Annotated in this window: 16 protein-coding genes and 1 tRNA gene; 12 read left to right on the forward strand and 5 right to left on the reverse strand. The window is 66.5% G+C overall.

The annotated features are described in order from the left end of the window. Position 1: 1 nt before the first annotated feature. Positions 2–1,708: a carboxylesterase/lipase family protein gene (locus AC07OD_RS07180; protein WP_218294759.1), complete on the reverse strand. Its 1,707-nt coding sequence runs from the start codon at positions 1,706–1,708 to the stop codon at positions 2–4. A 183-nt stretch (positions 1,709–1,891) separates the two neighbouring features. Between AC07OD_RS07180 and AC07OD_RS07185 the strand changes: the two genes are divergently transcribed. The 6 genes from AC07OD_RS07185 (at position 1,892) to AC07OD_RS07210 (ending at position 6,648) form a co-directional block, all read left to right on the forward strand. Continuing rightward, entirely contained in the window at positions 1,892–2,935 is a 1,044-nt protein-coding gene (locus AC07OD_RS07185; RefSeq protein ID WP_218294758.1) for an AraC family transcriptional regulator, read from the forward strand. Between the two features lie 121 nt (positions 2,936–3,056). Next, entirely contained in the window at positions 3,057–4,538 is a 1,482-nt protein-coding gene (locus AC07OD_RS07190; protein ID WP_218294757.1) for a protein adenylyltransferase SelO, read from the forward strand. Then, positions 4,535–4,948, forward strand: coding sequence for a peptide-methionine (R)-S-oxide reductase MsrB (gene msrB, locus AC07OD_RS07195; protein ID WP_218294756.1), 414 nt, complete (start codon positions 4,535–4,537; stop codon positions 4,946–4,948). Before AC07OD_RS07190 ends, msrB begins: the two co-directional genes overlap by 4 nt. 24 nt (positions 4,949–4,972) lie before the next feature. Beyond that, positions 4,973–5,521: a septation protein A gene (locus AC07OD_RS07200; protein WP_218294755.1), complete on the forward strand. Its 549-nt coding sequence runs from the start codon at positions 4,973–4,975 to the stop codon at positions 5,519–5,521. A gap of 13 nt (positions 5,522–5,534) precedes the next feature. Next, positions 5,535–5,795 (forward strand): BolA family protein, encoded by a 261-nt coding sequence (locus tag AC07OD_RS07205; RefSeq protein ID WP_218294754.1) that lies wholly within the window; start codon positions 5,535–5,537, stop codon positions 5,793–5,795. Between the two features lie 67 nt (positions 5,796–5,862). Then, positions 5,863–6,648, forward strand: coding sequence for a foldase protein PrsA (locus tag AC07OD_RS07210; protein ID WP_218294753.1), 786 nt, complete (start codon positions 5,863–5,865; stop codon positions 6,646–6,648). 144 nt (positions 6,649–6,792) lie between these two features. Here the strand turns inward: AC07OD_RS07210 and AC07OD_RS07215 are convergent, their stop codons facing one another. The 4 genes from AC07OD_RS07215 to AC07OD_RS07230 form a co-directional block, all read right to left on the reverse strand. Further along, positions 6,793–7,590 (reverse strand): acetyltransferase domain-containing protein, encoded by a 798-nt coding sequence (locus AC07OD_RS07215; protein WP_492253350.1) that lies wholly within the window; start codon positions 7,588–7,590, stop codon positions 6,793–6,795. Positions 7,591–7,775: 185 nt separating this feature from the next. After that, positions 7,776–7,852 (reverse strand) — tRNA-Pro (locus AC07OD_RS07220). Positions 7,853–8,024: 172 nt separating this feature from the next. Then, positions 8,025–8,276: a translation initiation factor IF-1 gene (gene infA, locus AC07OD_RS07225; protein ID WP_218294751.1), complete on the reverse strand. Its 252-nt coding sequence runs from the start codon at positions 8,274–8,276 to the stop codon at positions 8,025–8,027. Between the two features lie 224 nt (positions 8,277–8,500). Further along, positions 8,501–9,757 carry an HPP family protein gene (locus AC07OD_RS07230; RefSeq protein WP_492253351.1) on the reverse strand — a complete coding sequence of 419 codons (1,257 nt, stop codon included), beginning with the start codon at positions 9,755–9,757 and terminating at the stop codon, positions 8,501–8,503. Between the two features lie 251 nt (positions 9,758–10,008). Between AC07OD_RS07230 and AC07OD_RS07235 the strand changes: the two genes are divergently transcribed. The 6 genes from AC07OD_RS07235 to AC07OD_RS07260 all read left to right on the forward strand — a co-directional run bounded on the left by AC07OD_RS07235 (position 10,009) and on the right by AC07OD_RS07260 (position 15,425). Continuing rightward, complete coding sequence (locus AC07OD_RS07235) at positions 10,009–11,196, forward strand: ABC transporter substrate-binding protein (RefSeq protein ID WP_494595843.1); 1,188 nt, start codon at positions 10,009–10,011, stop codon at positions 11,194–11,196. A 155-nt stretch (positions 11,197–11,351) separates the two neighbouring features. Further along, positions 11,352–11,993: a LysE family translocator gene (locus AC07OD_RS07240; protein WP_218294748.1), complete on the forward strand. Its 642-nt coding sequence runs from the start codon at positions 11,352–11,354 to the stop codon at positions 11,991–11,993. 18 nt (positions 11,994–12,011) lie between these two features. Next, positions 12,012–12,875 carry a branched-chain amino acid ABC transporter permease gene (locus AC07OD_RS07245; RefSeq protein WP_218294747.1) on the forward strand — a complete coding sequence of 288 codons (864 nt, stop codon included), beginning with the start codon at positions 12,012–12,014 and terminating at the stop codon, positions 12,873–12,875. Between the two features lie 64 nt (positions 12,876–12,939). Continuing rightward, on the forward strand, positions 12,940–13,944 hold the full coding sequence (locus AC07OD_RS07250; protein WP_494595846.1) for a branched-chain amino acid ABC transporter permease: 1,005 nt from the start codon (positions 12,940–12,942) through the stop codon (positions 13,942–13,944). Next, entirely contained in the window at positions 13,934–14,710 is a 777-nt protein-coding gene (locus AC07OD_RS07255; protein ID WP_218341094.1) for an ABC transporter ATP-binding protein, read from the forward strand. The genes AC07OD_RS07250 and AC07OD_RS07255 overlap by 11 nt, the downstream gene beginning before the upstream one ends. 1 nt (position 14,711) lies before the next feature. Continuing rightward, positions 14,712–15,425 carry an ABC transporter ATP-binding protein gene (locus AC07OD_RS07260; RefSeq protein WP_494595848.1) on the forward strand — a complete coding sequence of 238 codons (714 nt, stop codon included), beginning with the start codon at positions 14,712–14,714 and terminating at the stop codon, positions 15,423–15,425. The last annotated feature ends 44 nt before the right edge of the window (positions 15,426–15,469 follow it).

Below are 15,469 nucleotides of genomic sequence, written 5' to 3' on the forward strand. Positions count from 1 at the left end.
CTTATTGCACACTCAGGCGCACGGCCTTCTGGTCGGCGTCGAACAGGAGCCGGCTGGGCCACGGCTTCCAGTTCTGGTTCACCGTCGCGTTGTTCGGATCTCCCGTGTGCACGAAGGCGCGCACGCTGTCCATCATGGCCTTGGAGAGCGCCAGGCGCCCTGGCTGGTTGGCCGCGCTGTTGGTGGCCCTGGCAAAGACCGAAGGCCCGAAGTTGCCAAACAGGAACGGCAGGTCGAACGCATGCGCCGCGCCGTACACGTCGTTCCAGGGCGCGGGCTGCTGCGCCCAGTTGAACTGGTAGCTCCATACCGCGGATTGCTGGCTGCGCAGGGTGTTGAGCAGGTTGTCGCGGCTCGGGTCGATGAACACGCTGCCCAGCAGGCGGGTGCGCGCGTTGTAGCCCGTGCCGGGCGCCGTCACGGGCAGATAGGAGGCATCCAGGATGTCGCCGGCCGTGAGCGTGGTGGGCGCGTCGGGGTTGAACTTCTGCATCATCGCGAAGCGGTCCGCGTCGGAAATCTTCATCCCCGGCTTGCCCCCCAGCAATGCCAGGAACGGCGCGAACAGCTTGCCCTCGTCCGCCGTGTAGCCGGACAGGACAGGCACCTTGTGATAGCGCCCGGCTCCCAGTTCGGCGATCGGATCGGCGGGCACCACCACGCCGTCGGGGATGGGGCCGGACCCGGTGAGCCCGTTCTTGAGCAGCGTCTGCAGGATCACGCTCGCATCCTTGCCGCGCAGGTAGCCGGCCACCTGGGAGGCGGGCCAGCCCGCGACCAGTGCCTGGGCGGCGGGCAACGCGGGCGCCAGGCCGTCGGCCAGCGCCAGATGCGCCAGCAGCATGCCGGACTGGGTGGCATACCGGGATGCAGGATTGAGCGTGGGAATGGAGCCGGGCGGCAAATTCGCCGCCAGCGAAATCCCCCCGCTCACCGGCAGGAGCTTGTGGAACAGCCCAGCAGCCTGGGGCGCCGTCAGCAGCGCCAGCGCATTGATGGCGCCCGCCGACTGCCCCATCAGCGTGACATTGCCCGCGTTGCCGCCAAAACCGGCGATGTTGTTCTGGATGAAGCGCAGTGCCTGCACGTTGTCGAGCAGGGCGTAGTTGCCCGTATAGGGCTGGCCGCCGCCGTGCAGCTGGGGCAGCTGCATGAACCCCAGCACGTCCAGGCGGTAGTTGGCGGTCACCACCACGGCATTGGCCGCGCGGGCCAGCGCCGCGCCGTCGTACACGGGATCGGCGGTGTAACCCGAGATGGCGCTGCCGCCATGCAGGAACAGCAGCACGGGGAGGTTGTCCTGCGACGTGGCCGGGCGCCAGATGTTGAGCGTCAGGCAATCCTCGTTCCCCACGGGCGTGTTGAGCGTCTGGCCGATGGTGTCGTCGAACCGGTTGTTGGCGCCGGGACCGTAGATGCGGCCCATCTGCAGGCAGGCATTGCCGAACTGGCTGGCATTGCGTTCGCCCGACCATGCCACGGGCTCCACCGGCGGCTGCCAGCGCAGCTCGCCCACCGGCGGCCTCGCGAAGGGAATGCCCTTCCAGGCATAGGTGCCGGTGGCGGCGCTGTCGTCCACGCCACGCACCATGCCGTAGCGGGTTTCCCGCAGCTCGGGGGGCTTGCCGTCCGAACCGCCACACGCCGTTGTCGCCAACACCGACAGCACGGCGGCACTCCACCGCAGACACCACTGAAAATCGGGCATGTTTTGTCTCCTTTGGGGTTTTCAGGAATGGGGCGGGCCTCTCCGAAGCGTCACACTTGCGGCAGGGCCCGTCCTCAGCGACGATTGTGTGAATGCTTCGCCTTCGGCCCACTATCGCAACCTCGCCAAAACAGTGACTTCAGAACACCACCCTAGCGTTAACCCTGAGGGGAAAAACCACCCATGACCCCACGCACCAGTTCGGCCGCCTGGGTGCGGGGCATCGCGGACATGTTCGCGGCCGAGGGCCTGCCGGCCGCACAGCTGTGCACCGAGGCGGGCATCGACCTGGCCGCGCTGCACCTGCCCCAGACCCGCGTCGACGTAGACCGCGTGAGCCGCCTGTGGGAGCTGGCCGCGGCGCAGTACGGCAAGCCGGGGCTGGGGCTCGACCGCAACCTGACCGGGCGCTACGGCAACGTGGATCTGGTGGGCTATGCGCTGGCGTCGGGCCCCAATCTCCTTGCTGGGTTTCAGCACCTGCAGCGGCACATGGCGGTGATCTCGGACGCCACCACCTTCGAGATGGAGCGCGGGCCGCGCGGGTACTGGCTCGTCCTGAGCCACATCGGCGCCACCCGGCCCATTCCGCGCCAGCGGGTCGAGTTCGCCGTGCTGACCCTGCTGACCCTGTGCGGCTGGCTGACGCGCCGCGAGCTCACGCCGCTGGCGGTCGAACTCATCACCCCGCCGCCCGCGGACGAGGCGCGCTACCGCTCCGCCTTCGGCCTGCTGCCGCACTTCAGCCAGCCCGCCAACCGCTTCCTGCTGGCCGAGGCCGACCTTCTGGCCCCCATTCCCACCCACAACCCCAGCCTGTGGGCCCTGCACGAAAGACTGGTCGAGACCGAACTGGACCACCTGGGCCAGACGCTGGCCAGCACGCGCGTGCGCACCGAGGTGGCCCGCATCCTGCACCTGGGCGAACCCCGCCGCGAAGACGTGGCGGCGCGCCTGCACCTGACCGACCGCACGCTGCAGCGGCGCCTGCAGGCCGAATCCGTGAGCTACCAGCAACTGCTGGACGACACGCGGCGCGAGCTGGCCGGCCAGTACCTGAGCGATGAGCGCCGCAGCCTGGCTGAGGTGGCCGATCTGCTGGGGTTCGCCGACCAGAGCAACCTGTTTCGGGCGTGCAAGCGCTGGTTCGGCATGCCGCCCGGCCAGTACCGGGCCCACGTACTGCACGCGGAGCCCGAAAGCACGGCATCCGAACAGGGCGCCTGAGAACACCCGGCGAACCCACGCGGGCCGCGCGGCGGCCTGCGCGCGGCGCAACGGGTTCCACCCTCCCCCACCCATGGCCCTGCCGGGGCCGGGGCATCACCGGTGCGAGACAATCGACCCCATGAACCTGCCCGCCGACAGCGACACCACCGCCGACATCGGCCTGGCCTGGAACCATGGTTTCGCGGCCCTGGGACCGGACTTTTTCACCGAACTGCGCCCGACCCCGCTGCCCGCGCCGCACTGGGTGGGAACCAGCGCCGCCGTGGCGCGGCTGATCGGCCTGGACCCTGCATGGCTGGAGAGCGACGAAGCCCTGCAGGCCTTCACGGGCAACGTGCTGCTCGCTGGCTCGCGGCCCCTTGCAAGCGTCTACAGCGGGCACCAGTTCGGCGTCTGGGCCGGCCAGCTGGGCGACGGCCGGGCCATCCTGCTGGGGGAAACCGCCGGCGGGTTGGAAATCCAGCTCAAGGGCGCGGGGCGCACGCCCTACTCCCGCATGGGCGACGGGCGGGCCGTGCTGCGCTCCAGCATCCGCGAATTCCTGTGCAGCGAGGCCATGCATGGCCTGGGCATTCCGACATCGCGCGCGCTGTGCATCACCGGCTCGCCCGCGCCCGTGCGCCGCGAAGAGATCGAAACAGCCTCCGTGGTCACGCGCGTGGCCCCCAGTTTCGTGCGCTTTGGCCATTTCGAGCACTTCGCCGCCAACGACCTGCAGCCACAGCTTCGGGCCCTGGCCGACTATGTCATCGACCGCTACTACCCCGAATGCCGGGGCACCACCGAGGTCGGCGGCAATGCCTACGCCGCGCTGCTGCAGGCCGTGAGCGAGCGCACGGCCAGGCTGATGGCGCAGTGGCAGGCCGTGGGGTTTTGCCACGGGGTGATGAACACCGACAACATGAGCATCCTGGGCCTGACCATCGACTACGGCCCTTTCCAGTTTCTGGATGCCTTCGTGCCCGGCCACGTGTGCAACCACAGCGATACCCAGGGCCGCTATGCCTACAACCGCCAGCCCAACGTGGCGTACTGGAACCTGTTTTGCCTGGCGCAGGCGCTGCTGCCCCTGATCGGCGACCAGGAACTGGCCAAGCAGGCCCTGGAGTCCTACAAGAGCGTGTTCCCCCAGGAATTCATGGCCCGCATGCGCGCCAAGCTGGGGCTTGCGGGCGCCAGCGAAGGCGATGGGCAACTGATCGACGGCATCCTGCTGCTGCTCGCCCGCAACGGTGTGGACTACACGATCTTCTGGCGCCGCCTGTCGCATGCAGTGGCCGGGCGCGATTTCGAGCCGGTGCGGGACCTGTTTGCCGACCGCGCCGCCCTGGACCAGTGGTTGCTATCCTATTCAGAGCTGCTGGCGCTTGATGGGCAAGCGCCAGCGGCCGATTTGATGCTAAAAACGAATCCCAAGTTCGTCTTGCGCAACCACCTGGGCGAGCAAGCCATCCGTGCGGCGAAACTTGGCGACTTCAGTGAACTCCAAACCCTTCAGCGGCTGCTGGAGCACCCCTTCGACGAGCACCCCGGGCACGACGCCTACGCAGCCTTCCCGCCCGACTGGGCGTCTTCCATCGAGATCAGCTGTTCATCATGACCTACCCCGTCCAGAAGACCGAAGCCGAGTGGCAAGCCATCCTGCAGGGCAAGGGCGCCGAACCCGCCGCCCTGCAGGTGACGCGCCATGCCGCCACCGAACGCCCCTTCACCGGCAAATACGAGGCCCACTGGGCCGATGGCAGCTACCACTGCATCTGCTGCGGCGCGAAATTGTTCGATTCGGTGACCAAGTTCGATGCCGGCTGCGGCTGGCCCAGTTTCTCCGAGGCCATCCCCGGGGCGATCACCGAGATCGTGGACCGCAGCCATGGCATGGTCCGCACCGAGACAGTGTGTGCACAATGCGGGGCCCACCTGGGCCATGTCTTCGAAGATGGCCCCACCCCCACCGGCCTGCGCTACTGCATGAACTCGGCCTCGCTGGATTTCGAATCCGGCAAGGACTGAGCCCCGAGACCCGCCCCTGACCCCATGAAAATCCTGATCGACTTCTTCCCCATCCTGCTGTTCTTCGGGGCCTACAAGCTGTACGGCATCTATGTGGGCACCGCGGTGCTCATGGGCGCCACCGTCGCGCAGATGGCCCTGATCTACGCCATCGACCGGCGCCTGCAGACCATGCACAAGGTGACCCTGGTGCTGATCCTGCTGTTCGGCACGCTCACGCTGGTGCTGCAGGACGACCGCTTCATCAAGTGGAAGCCCACCGTGCTGTACGGCGCCATGTCCGTCGCGCTCGCGGTGGCGGTGTGGATCATGAAGAAGAACTTCCTCAAGATGCTGCTGGGCAGCCAGCTGACCCTGCCAGAGGGTGTGTGGCACCGGCTGAACGTCGCCTGGATCGTGTACTGCGCGTTCATGTCGGCCATCAACGCGTATGTCGTCGTCAACTTCAGCACCGAGGCCTGGGTGGACTTCAAGCTCTGGGGGTATGCCTTCCCGCTGGTCTTCCTGGTGGGCCAGGGCATCTATGTGGCGCCCCACCTCAAGGGCGACGAAGGCGATGAGCCCGCAGCCTGAAGGACGACCTGCCATGACCACACTCGCGCAGCAGATGCACCAGGCCCTGGCGGACCGGCTCACGCCCACGGCCCTGGAAGTGCTCGACGAAAGCGCCGCCCATGCGGGACATGCGGGGGCCAACGGCACTGGTTTCGGCACCCATTTCCGGGTCCGCATTTCGTCACCTTTGTTTACAGGCAAGGCCCGGGTCGCGCAGCACCGCCTTGTGTATGATGCGCTGCAAGAATTTATTGACCAAGGGGTTCACGCCCTTGCCATTGAAGTTCTCTGAACCGGCCCCCATGTCCCCAGTTGCCGGAACTCAGCTGGCAAACAACCTCTCATTTTTTGGATTCCGCATGAAGAAACAGCTCCTGTCCGGCCTCGTGGCCGCCGCCGTGCTGGGCACGATGGCCCTGCCCGTTTCCGCCCAGAATGTCGCCATCGTCAACGGCAAGGCCGTGCCGAAAGAGCGCGTCGAGGCACTCAAGCAGCAAGTGGAGCGCTCGGGCCGCCCCGTGACACCGGACATCGAAGGCCAGATCAAGGAAGAAGTCATCACCCGCGAAATCTTCATGCAGGAAGCGCAAAAGCGCGGCCTGGAAGGCTCGGCGGACTACAAGGCGCAAATGGATCTGGCCCGCCAGACCATCCTGATCCGCGAACTGTTCGCCGACTACCAGAAGAAGAACCCGGTGACCGATGCCGAGATCCAGGCTGAGTACGACAAGTTCGTCGCGGCCAACAGCGGCAAGGAATACAAGGCCAGCCACATCCTGGTGGAAAAGGAATCGGATGCCAAGGCCATCATCGCTTCCATCAAGAAGGGCGCCAAGTTTGAAGACATCGCCAAGAAGCAATCCAAGGACCCAGGGTCCGGTGCCAAGGGCGGCGACCTGGATTGGGCCAACCCTTCCAGCTATGTGAGTGAATTCACCGAAGCCCTGGTCAAGCTCGAAAAGGGCAAGATGACCGACGCCCCCGTGAAGAGCCAGTTCGGCTGGCACGTCATCCGCCTGGACGATGTGCGCCAGGCAGAACTGCCCAAGCTGGAAGAAGTGAAGCCCCAGGTGGCACAGCAGCTGCAACAGCAAAAGCTGGCGAAGTTCCAGGAAGACCTGCGCGCGAAGGCCAAGGTCGAGTAACGGGTCCCGCCGCATCGCATTGCTGCGATGCCCGCCCGAAACGAACGCGGCCCAGGCCGCGTTTTTTCATGGTGGCACAGCCGCGTTTCTGTCGATGCCGCATGCAGCGCATGCATCAGCGCCCCCCTGCTCCCCGCGCGCTAGCTAGCCCTTCGTCGTCATCCAGGCCACGGCCATCAGCAGTCCGATCATCACGGGCTGGTGCAGCATGTAGTAGCTCAGGCTCCACCGGCCCAGCAGTGCCAGGGGCTGAAAAGCCCCCGGAAGCCGCCCAAACGGCGCCCCCCCGGCCCGCGCCCCCGCCGCCATGGCCCATTGGCCAGTGGCCAGCCCCCACCACAGCACGCCCAGCCAGGGCAGCACCGGCACGTAGTCCTCCGTGAACGGCTTGCGAGAAACCAGGCCCAGCCAGTTGAGGGCACGTCCGTTGAACCACGGCGCGGCCTCGGACCATGCGCTGGCCAGAAGCTGCTGCGCCAGCGGCGGAAGCGCCACCGCCACCAGCCCTGCCAGCCACAGCCACCGCCCCCAGCCCGCCGTGCCTCGGGCGATGAGCAGCATCACCGCCATGCCGTGGAGCACGCCAAAATAGATAAAGCTGCGCGGGAACATCACGAACGACCCCGCGGACACCAGCAGCGCGCAGCCGGCGATCTGCAGCCATCGCCGCCCAAACCGTCGCCACCCCTGCCCCTGCTGAAGTGCGATGGCCTGCCCCAGGCCGGCACAGAACAGGAACAGGCTCACGATCGCCGTGCGCTGCAGGGTCCAGACCGGATCGCCCCGAAAATCCTGGGGCCAGAAACCCAGATGGCTCAGGTCAAAGCAAAAATGAAAAACCGTCATCCACACCATCGCCAGGCCGCGCAGGGCATCCACGCTGTCATAGCGCGGCGACGAATGGGAAAACGAAGCAGGCAAAGGGGAAGGCACGCGGTTCATTGCATTGCAGGCGAAGGGGCGGCGAGCGGTGATGGGGGTGCGGATGGCAGCTCGCCACGGCGAGCCCCGATGGTACGGAAATCCGATGCCGCCGCGGCAGCCGCGTGGAACCGCAACCAGGAACCGGGAAAACCAGCAGGCAAGAAAAAAGGCCCTGCAGCATGTGCTGCAAGGCCTTCAAACATTGGTCGGAGCGGCGGGATTCGAACTCGCGACCCTCTGCTCCCAAAGCAGATGCGCTACCAGGCTGCGCTACGCTCCGACAGCTCGTATTCTAACCCGGGAATTTGCCTGTTTTTTGCTCGATGCCCGCTTTTTGTGATTTTTCTGAAAGCAATTCATGGGGACCGGCACCGACAGGTATCACACCCCGTGCGAAGCAGCGCGCGGTCACGGGAACAGCAAGAAAACCAGCGGACCTCAAGCCCAGGGGATCAGCGGTTGCTGGAAGGGCCAGGGCCACGGCCGGCCAGATGGCGGAAGGTGATGCGCCCCTTGGTCAGGTCATAGGGCGACATTTCCAGGGACACCTTGTCACCCGCCAGGATGCGGATGTGGTGCTTGCGCATCTTTCCGCCGGTGTATGCGATCAGTTGGTGACCGTTGTCCAGCGTGACGCGAAAGCGCGAGTCGGGCAAGACTTCCGTCACGGAGCCTTGCATTTCAATGAGTTCTTCTTTGGCCATGTTCTATCTCTTCAAAACAAATATTCTGTGATCGGCGCCTGATTCGTGCATCCACCACGGCAGCTACCGCGTGGGACGGTGCTCGACACACGGTGCATTGCGGGCGGTGGGAGTCGCTGCACCCGGGGCGCAGATCAGGCAGAGGGCCGGGGGAGACGGCGTCAATGGACAGGCAGAGCGCTGTGCAGAGCCTGTCGATTGTACCGCGGTGTGCAGCAATCTGCCTACGGCCTTGCCTGGGCGGCCAGGGCCGCCTGCGCACGAGGCGCCCGGGGCGGTGCAGACATGCCATCTTCGGCGCGCCCCTGCACGGCCACGGCGAGGGTCCGCACCAGATCGGTCTGGGTGATGACGCCCGCCAGGCGGTCTTCTTCGTCCACGATGGGGATGTGGTGGTGGCCCCCCTGCGAAAACAGGGGAACGAGGTCCATGGCGTGCTGCCCGGTCCGGGCCACCTGAACCGGGTGGGACATGATCTGGTCCACCGCAGTGGGCTGGCCGCTGCGGCCCATGACCAGCGCACGCAGGCGCTGGCCCAGGCCTTCATGCAGGTCCAGGTTGGCGAGCCGCATGAAATCCGCCACGGTCACGATCCCGATGACCTGCCGCTGCATATCGACCACGGGCAGCGCCTTGATCTGCTCGCTGCGCATCAACGTCCATGCCTCCTTGAGCGAGACACCCGCCTCCACCGCGAACGGAGGCTTGGACATGATGTCCGCACAGCGCACATCTCCCAGCGTGCGCTGGAACGCGGCACGCCCCGCCAGATGGAGCAGGCCCTCCAGGTCGGCCCGGCTGACATCGAGCACCTGGTTGTAGTGGGCCAGCGCCGCGTCCACGTCAGAGGCGGTGAACGCGCCTTTGGCGACGTGGGTTCTGGGCGCCACCCGCTGTGGATGAGGATACCGGCGCCCGGTGAGACCGTTGTAGACCATGGCCGCGATCAGCAGGATCACGACATTGAACAGAATGGGAAACACGGCCAGATGCAAGCCATCGCCCGCCGTCAGCACCACATACAGGGCCATGGCACCGCCCGGCGGGTGCAGGCAGCGCAGCGGCACCATGAGCGCGATGGCCAGTCCCACGGCCAGGGCGCCGGATATCACGGGGTCAGGCACCACCGCCGAGCACAACGCCCCCACCAGCGCCGACAGCGTGCTGCCGCCCAGCACCGGCCACGGCTGCGCAAGGGGACTCGACGGCATGCCGAACACCAGCACGGCGCTGGCCCCCAGGGACGCCACCATCCAGGGGCCCGAGGCCGCATCGCCCGCCCACCACCGGCTGAGCAATGCCGTGATGAGAACCCCGATCACGGCACCGGCGATAAAGCGCAGGCGTTCACGCCCGTCGATGCCCAGCGGCGCAGGCCAGAAATTGCGAAGCCAACGCAGGGTCCGGACATACGCAGATGCGTCTGCCCCCTCCATGGCGGCAGAAGAAGACACGGAATGATCGGAGTCGGATGGGGGCATGGAGCAGCAGCAGCGGTTCGCGGCAACGCAACCGCTTCAGGGCGAAGTCCCTCGCCGTCACGAGGGGCATGAGGCGCGGGCGTTCGAAAGGAGGTTCTGGACAACCCCTATTTTGCCGCCTTCATGCCAGGCGATCCCGGGGCGCCCCACCAAGCCCCGATCGCTGTGCCCCCGGTACGGGTAAGCCATAGGTTTCCTGCAGGGGACGTTGGGGTAAATTGCTTTAAGCCTAAACAAAGGAGCTCCATTCCATGACCACCCGCCGCCTTGTCATCAGCCGCAGCGCCGCCCTCGTTGGCGCCACATCCACGGGCCTGTTGCTGCCCTCCATCGTGCGTGCGCAAAGCGGCAAGGTACGGGTGGGTTTCATGCTGCCCTACACGGGCACCTTCGCCCAATTGGGGGTGGCCATCGAGAACGGCGTGCGCCTGGCCATCGACCAGCAAGGCGGCAAGCTCGGCGGGCGCGAGATTGAGTGGTTCAAGGTGGATGATGAGTCCGAGCCCAGCAAGGGCGTCGAAAACGCCAGCAAGCTGGTGCAGCGCGACAAGGTGGACGTGCTGATCGGCACCGTGCACTCGGGCGTGCAGATGGGCATCCAGAAGGTGGCGCGCGACACCGGCGTGCTCAACCTCATCCCCAACGCGGGCGTGCATGCCGCCACGCGCGCCCTGTGCGCCCCCAACGTGTTCCGAACCTCCTTCAGCAATTCCCAGCCCACGCTGGCCCTGGGCAAGGCCATGGTCGAGAAGGGCCACAAGAAGGCCGTCTGGATCACCTGGAAGTACGCGGCTGGCGACGAGGCCTTCGAAGGCTTCAAGCAAAGCTACACCGCCGCGGGCGGCACCATCGTCAAGGAGCTGGGCCTGCCCTTCCCCAACGTGGAATTCCAGGCGCTGCTGACCGAGATCGCCGCGCTCAAGCCCGATGCCGTGGCCTGTTTCTTCGCCGGCGGGGGCGCCGCCAAGTTCATCCGGGACTACGCGGCGGCAGGCCTCAAGGACAAGATTCCGCTGTACGGGTCGGGCTTCCTGACCGAAGGCGTGCTGGACGCCGCGGGCCCTGCGGCCGACGGCATCATCACCACCATGCACTACAGCGATTCGCTGGACACGCCGCGCAACAAGCAGTTCCGCCTGGAATACGCCAAGGCGTTCCGCAGCCAGCCCGACGTCTACGCGGTGCAGGGCTACGACACGGGCCTGCTGCTGGTGCAGGGCGCCAATGCCGTGAAGGGTGATCTGTCTGCCAAGCCCGCCGTCATCAAGGCCATGGAAAACGCCACCATCGACAGCCCGCGCGGCAAGTGGACGATGAGCAAGTCGCACAACCCGGTGCAGGACATCTACCTGCGCCGCGTGGAGAACAAGGAAAACAAGGTGATCGGCGTGGCCGCCAAGGCCCTGGCCGACAGCGGCGCAGGATGCCGAATGGGCTGAAGCCCCCGCGCGCCGCGGACGGCCCGCCCAAGGCGCGCCCCGCCTTCCGTGGCGGCAACCCGCGACTTTGACACAATGCACCAAGGGGCTGCCCGGAGGCAGGCCCGTCTGCCGTGCGCCCGGACTTTGCGGCCACCTTCCTCGAACCTCTTTCCATGTCGCTCAGTACCTACCTGCTTTACCTCGCCGCAGTGGCCCTGCTGGTCCTGTCCCCCGGACCGACGATGCTCATGTGCATGACCAGTTCCCTGCAGCACGGCCCGCGCAAGGCCCTGGCCGCGGCGGCAGGCAGCGTGACAGCGGTTCTGGGCACGATGCTGCTGTCCGCCCTGGGGCTGGGGGCGCTGCTGGCGGCCTCCGAAACCGCATTCTGGGTGCTCAAGGCCGCGGGCGCGGCCTACCTGATCTGGCTTGGCATCAAGACGTTCCGCAGCCAGACCACGGTGTTCGACCACATGCCCGCGAAGGGCGACCAGTCCAAGGCCACGGCCTTCGCGCGCAAGCTCTACGTCCAGGGGTTGATCGTGGGCGGCAGCAACCCCAAGGCGTTGCTGTTCTTCACCGCGTTCTTTCCCCAGTTTCTGGATCCGGCAGCGGCGTGGGCGCCACAGTTCGCCGTGCTGGCAAGCACCTTTGTGGCCTTTGAATTCACGGTGCTCACGCTGTGCGCCCTGGGCGTGGCGCGCCTGGCACCGGTGCTGCGTTCAGGCACCCGCATGCGCTGGTTCAACCGCGTCTCGGGCGGCCTGTTCACGCTGATGGGCACGCTCCTGCTGGCCACGCGCCGCGCCGCCTGACCCTTGCGCCAGCACGCCATGGACTTCGCCACTTTCCTGATCCAGCTGCTCAACAGCGTGCAGTACGGGCTGCTGCTGTTCATGCTGGCGGCGGGCCTCACCTTGATCTTCGGGATCATGGGCGTGGTGAACCTCGCGCATGGAAGCTTCTACATGCTGGGGGCCTACCTGGGCTATTCGCTGTCGGGCTACTTCGGCAGCCTCACGCTCGCCATCCTTGGCGGCACGGTGCTGGCCGTGGTCTTTGGCCTGGCCCTGGAGTGGCTGCTGTTTCGCCACTTCTACCACCGCGACCACCTGGACCAGGTGCTGCTCACCTTCGGCCTCATCTACATCTTCGAGGAACTGCGCTCCATCCTCTGGGGCGACGACGTGCATGGCGTGGCGATTCCGCCGGTGCTGGAATGGTCCATCCCGCTCACCGACACCCTTTCCTACCCCGTGTACCGGCTCTTCATTTCCGGGGTCTGCATCGCGCTGGCGCTGGCCCTGTACCTGCTGATCTCCAGGACCCGGCTGGGCATGAAGATCCGCGCCGGCGCGTTCAACCGCGACATGGCCGAATCGCTGGGCGTGAACATCAAGCTCATCCATGCCATCGTGTTCGCCCTCGGCGTGGGGCTGGCCGCTGTCGCGGGCATGGTGGCCGCGCCGGTGTCCAGCGTCTATCCCAACATGGGCTCCTCGGTGCTCATCATGTGCTTCGTGGTGGTGGTGATCGGCGGCATCGGTTCCGTGCGCGGCGCACTCATCGCGGCGCTGCTGGTGGGCTTTGTCGATACGTTCGGCAAGGTGCTCTTGCCCTCCATGGCCGGGATGCTGGTCTATATGCTGATGGCGGCCGTGCTGCTGTGGAAACCTGAAGGTCTTTTCAAGCAATGATGCCCCCCACGTTCATCACTTCGTGTATTTCGCTGCCCGCCCCGGGGCGGCCCGGGGGCAGCGCATGAGCACGCCCCGCGCCAACATCGAGATGCTGCCGCGCAGCGTGCAATTCGCCCTGGCACTGGGGCTGGCTGCGCTGCTGCTGTTCCCGGTCGTCGGCAGCGACTTCTACGTGCAGATGGTCACGCGCATGATGATCATGGCCATCTTCGCCATGAGCCTGGACCTGCTGCAGGGCGTGACCGGCCTGGTGTCGCTGGGCCATGCCGCCTACTTTGGCGTGGCGGGCTACGCGCTAGCGTTCCTCACGCCCGCCGACATGCCGGTGAGCCTGTGGTGGTCGCTGCCGCTGGCCGTGGCCGGCGCGGGGCTGGTGGCGCTGTTCATCGGCTTTTTCGTGGTGCGCACGCACGGCATCTACTTCATCATGGTCACCATGGCGTTCGCGCAGATGGTGTTCTATCTGTTCTTCGACAACAAGGTCTTGGGCGGCTCGGATGGCCTGTACATCAACTTCCGGCCCGACGCCTCCATCTTCGGCTGGCTGCCGTTCGACCTGGAAGGCCGCAAGACCTTCTACTACTTCACGCTTGCGCTGGTGGTGATCGTCTATGTGCTGCTGCGCCGCCTGCTCTGGAGCCCGCTGGGCCGCGCACTGTCAGGCATCCGCATCAACGAGCACCGGATGCGGGCCATGGGCTTTGGCACGCGCGGCTACAAACTCACCGCCTTCACCGTGGCGGGTGCGCTCGCGGGGCTGGCGGGCTACCTGTGGGGCGCGCAGACGGGCTATGTGAACCCGGAGCTGATGGGCTTTCACATGAGCGCCCACGCCATCATGATGATCATCCTGGGCGGCATGGGCAACTTCGCGGGCGCCATCGTGGGCGCCTTCGCGTTCGAGTACCTGCTGCACGTGTTCAAGGACATCACCAAGCACTGGCAGCTGCTGATGGGCAGCTTCATCGTGCTGGTGGTGGTGGCCGCGCCGCGCGGGCTGCTGGGCATGCTGGGGCAGCGCCGGGCCGCCAAGGCGCAGGAGGAGGGTCCGCACCATGGCCGATGAAACCCTGCTCTCGGCCCGCCAGCTCACCAAGCGGTTCGGCGGCCTGGCCGCCGTCAACGGAGTGTCGCTGGACCTGTGGCGTGGCCGCATCCATGCCGTGATCGGCCCCAACGGCGCGGGCAAGTCCACGCTGACCAACCTGCTCTCGGGCGACCTGGCGCCCACCTCCGGGATGGTGCAGCTTGGCGGCACCGAGGTGACCGGGTGGGCCCCCGAGCGCATCTCGCGCCAGGGCCTGGGCCGCAGCTACCAAAAGACCAACATCTTCTTGCCGCTCACGGTGCACGAAAACGTGCGCCTGGCCGCCCAGTCGCGCGATGCGCAGCAGCCCTGGAATCCGCTGCGCTGGTGGCAGGACACGCGCGCCAACACTATCAAAAACAGAGCTACCCACGCACGCCTGGAAAGCGCCATCGAGCTTTCTGGCTTGAAGGACAGGCGCATGGCGATTGCAGGCGCCATGAGCCACGGCGAGCAGCGCCAGCTCGAAATCGCGATGACCCTGGCCACCGAGCCGCGGGTGCTGCTGCTCGACGAGCCCCTGGCCGGCATGGGCGTGGCCGAGGCCGAACGCATGGTCGAGCTGCTGCAGCGCCTCAAGCCCGCCCACGCCATCATGCTGGTGGAGCACGACATGGATGCCGTGTTCGCGCTGGCCGACCACCTTACCGTGATGGTCAACGGCGAAGTCATCGCCCACGGAACGCCCCCCGAGGTGCGCGCCGATGCCACGGTGCAAGCCGCATACCTGGGGGAGGATCACTGACATGGCGACTCCCTGGATTGATGCGCGCGGCATCCACACCTTCTATGGTCCCAGCCACATCCTGCACGGCGTGGACTTCACCGTCGGCCAGGGCGAGACCATCGGCCTCATGGGCCGCAACGGCATGGGCAAGAGCACGCTGCTCAAGTCGCTGATGGGCCTGGTCAAGCCCCGCTCCGGCTCGGTGGCCGTCGCGGGCCGCGACATGACCGGCCGCCCGCCCTTCGAAGTGTCGCGCCTGGGCGTGGCCTACGTGCCCGAGGGGCGCGGCATCTTCGGCAACCTCAGCGTGGTCGAGAACCTGCAGATGGCCGCGCGCGCGGGAACCCGGGGCCAGCGGGACTGGACCTACGAACGCGTGCTGGAGACCTTCCCGCGCCTGAAGGAGCGCCTGGGCCACGGCGGCCAGCAGCTCAGCGGCGGCGAGCAGCAGATGCTGACCATCGGCCGGGCGCTCATGACCAACCCCGACGTGCTCATTCTCGACGAGGCCACGGAAGGCCTGGCGCCGCTCATCGCGCGCGAGATCTGGCGCATCTGCAGCCTCATCAAGGACAGCGGCATCAGCAGCGTGATCGTGGACAAGAACTGGAAACACGTCACACAGATCACCGACCGCAACGTCATCCTGGTCAAGGGCCAGGTGGTGTTCGAGGGCAGCTCCGACGCCCTGCATGCGCAGCCGCAGCTGCTGGAGCAGTACCTGGGGGTATGAAGCCCCGGTGGCGGCAGCCCGCGCCGATAGAATCATCCGCTTTC

Source organism: Acidovorax sp. GW821-FHT10E03 (assembly GCF_059415205.1).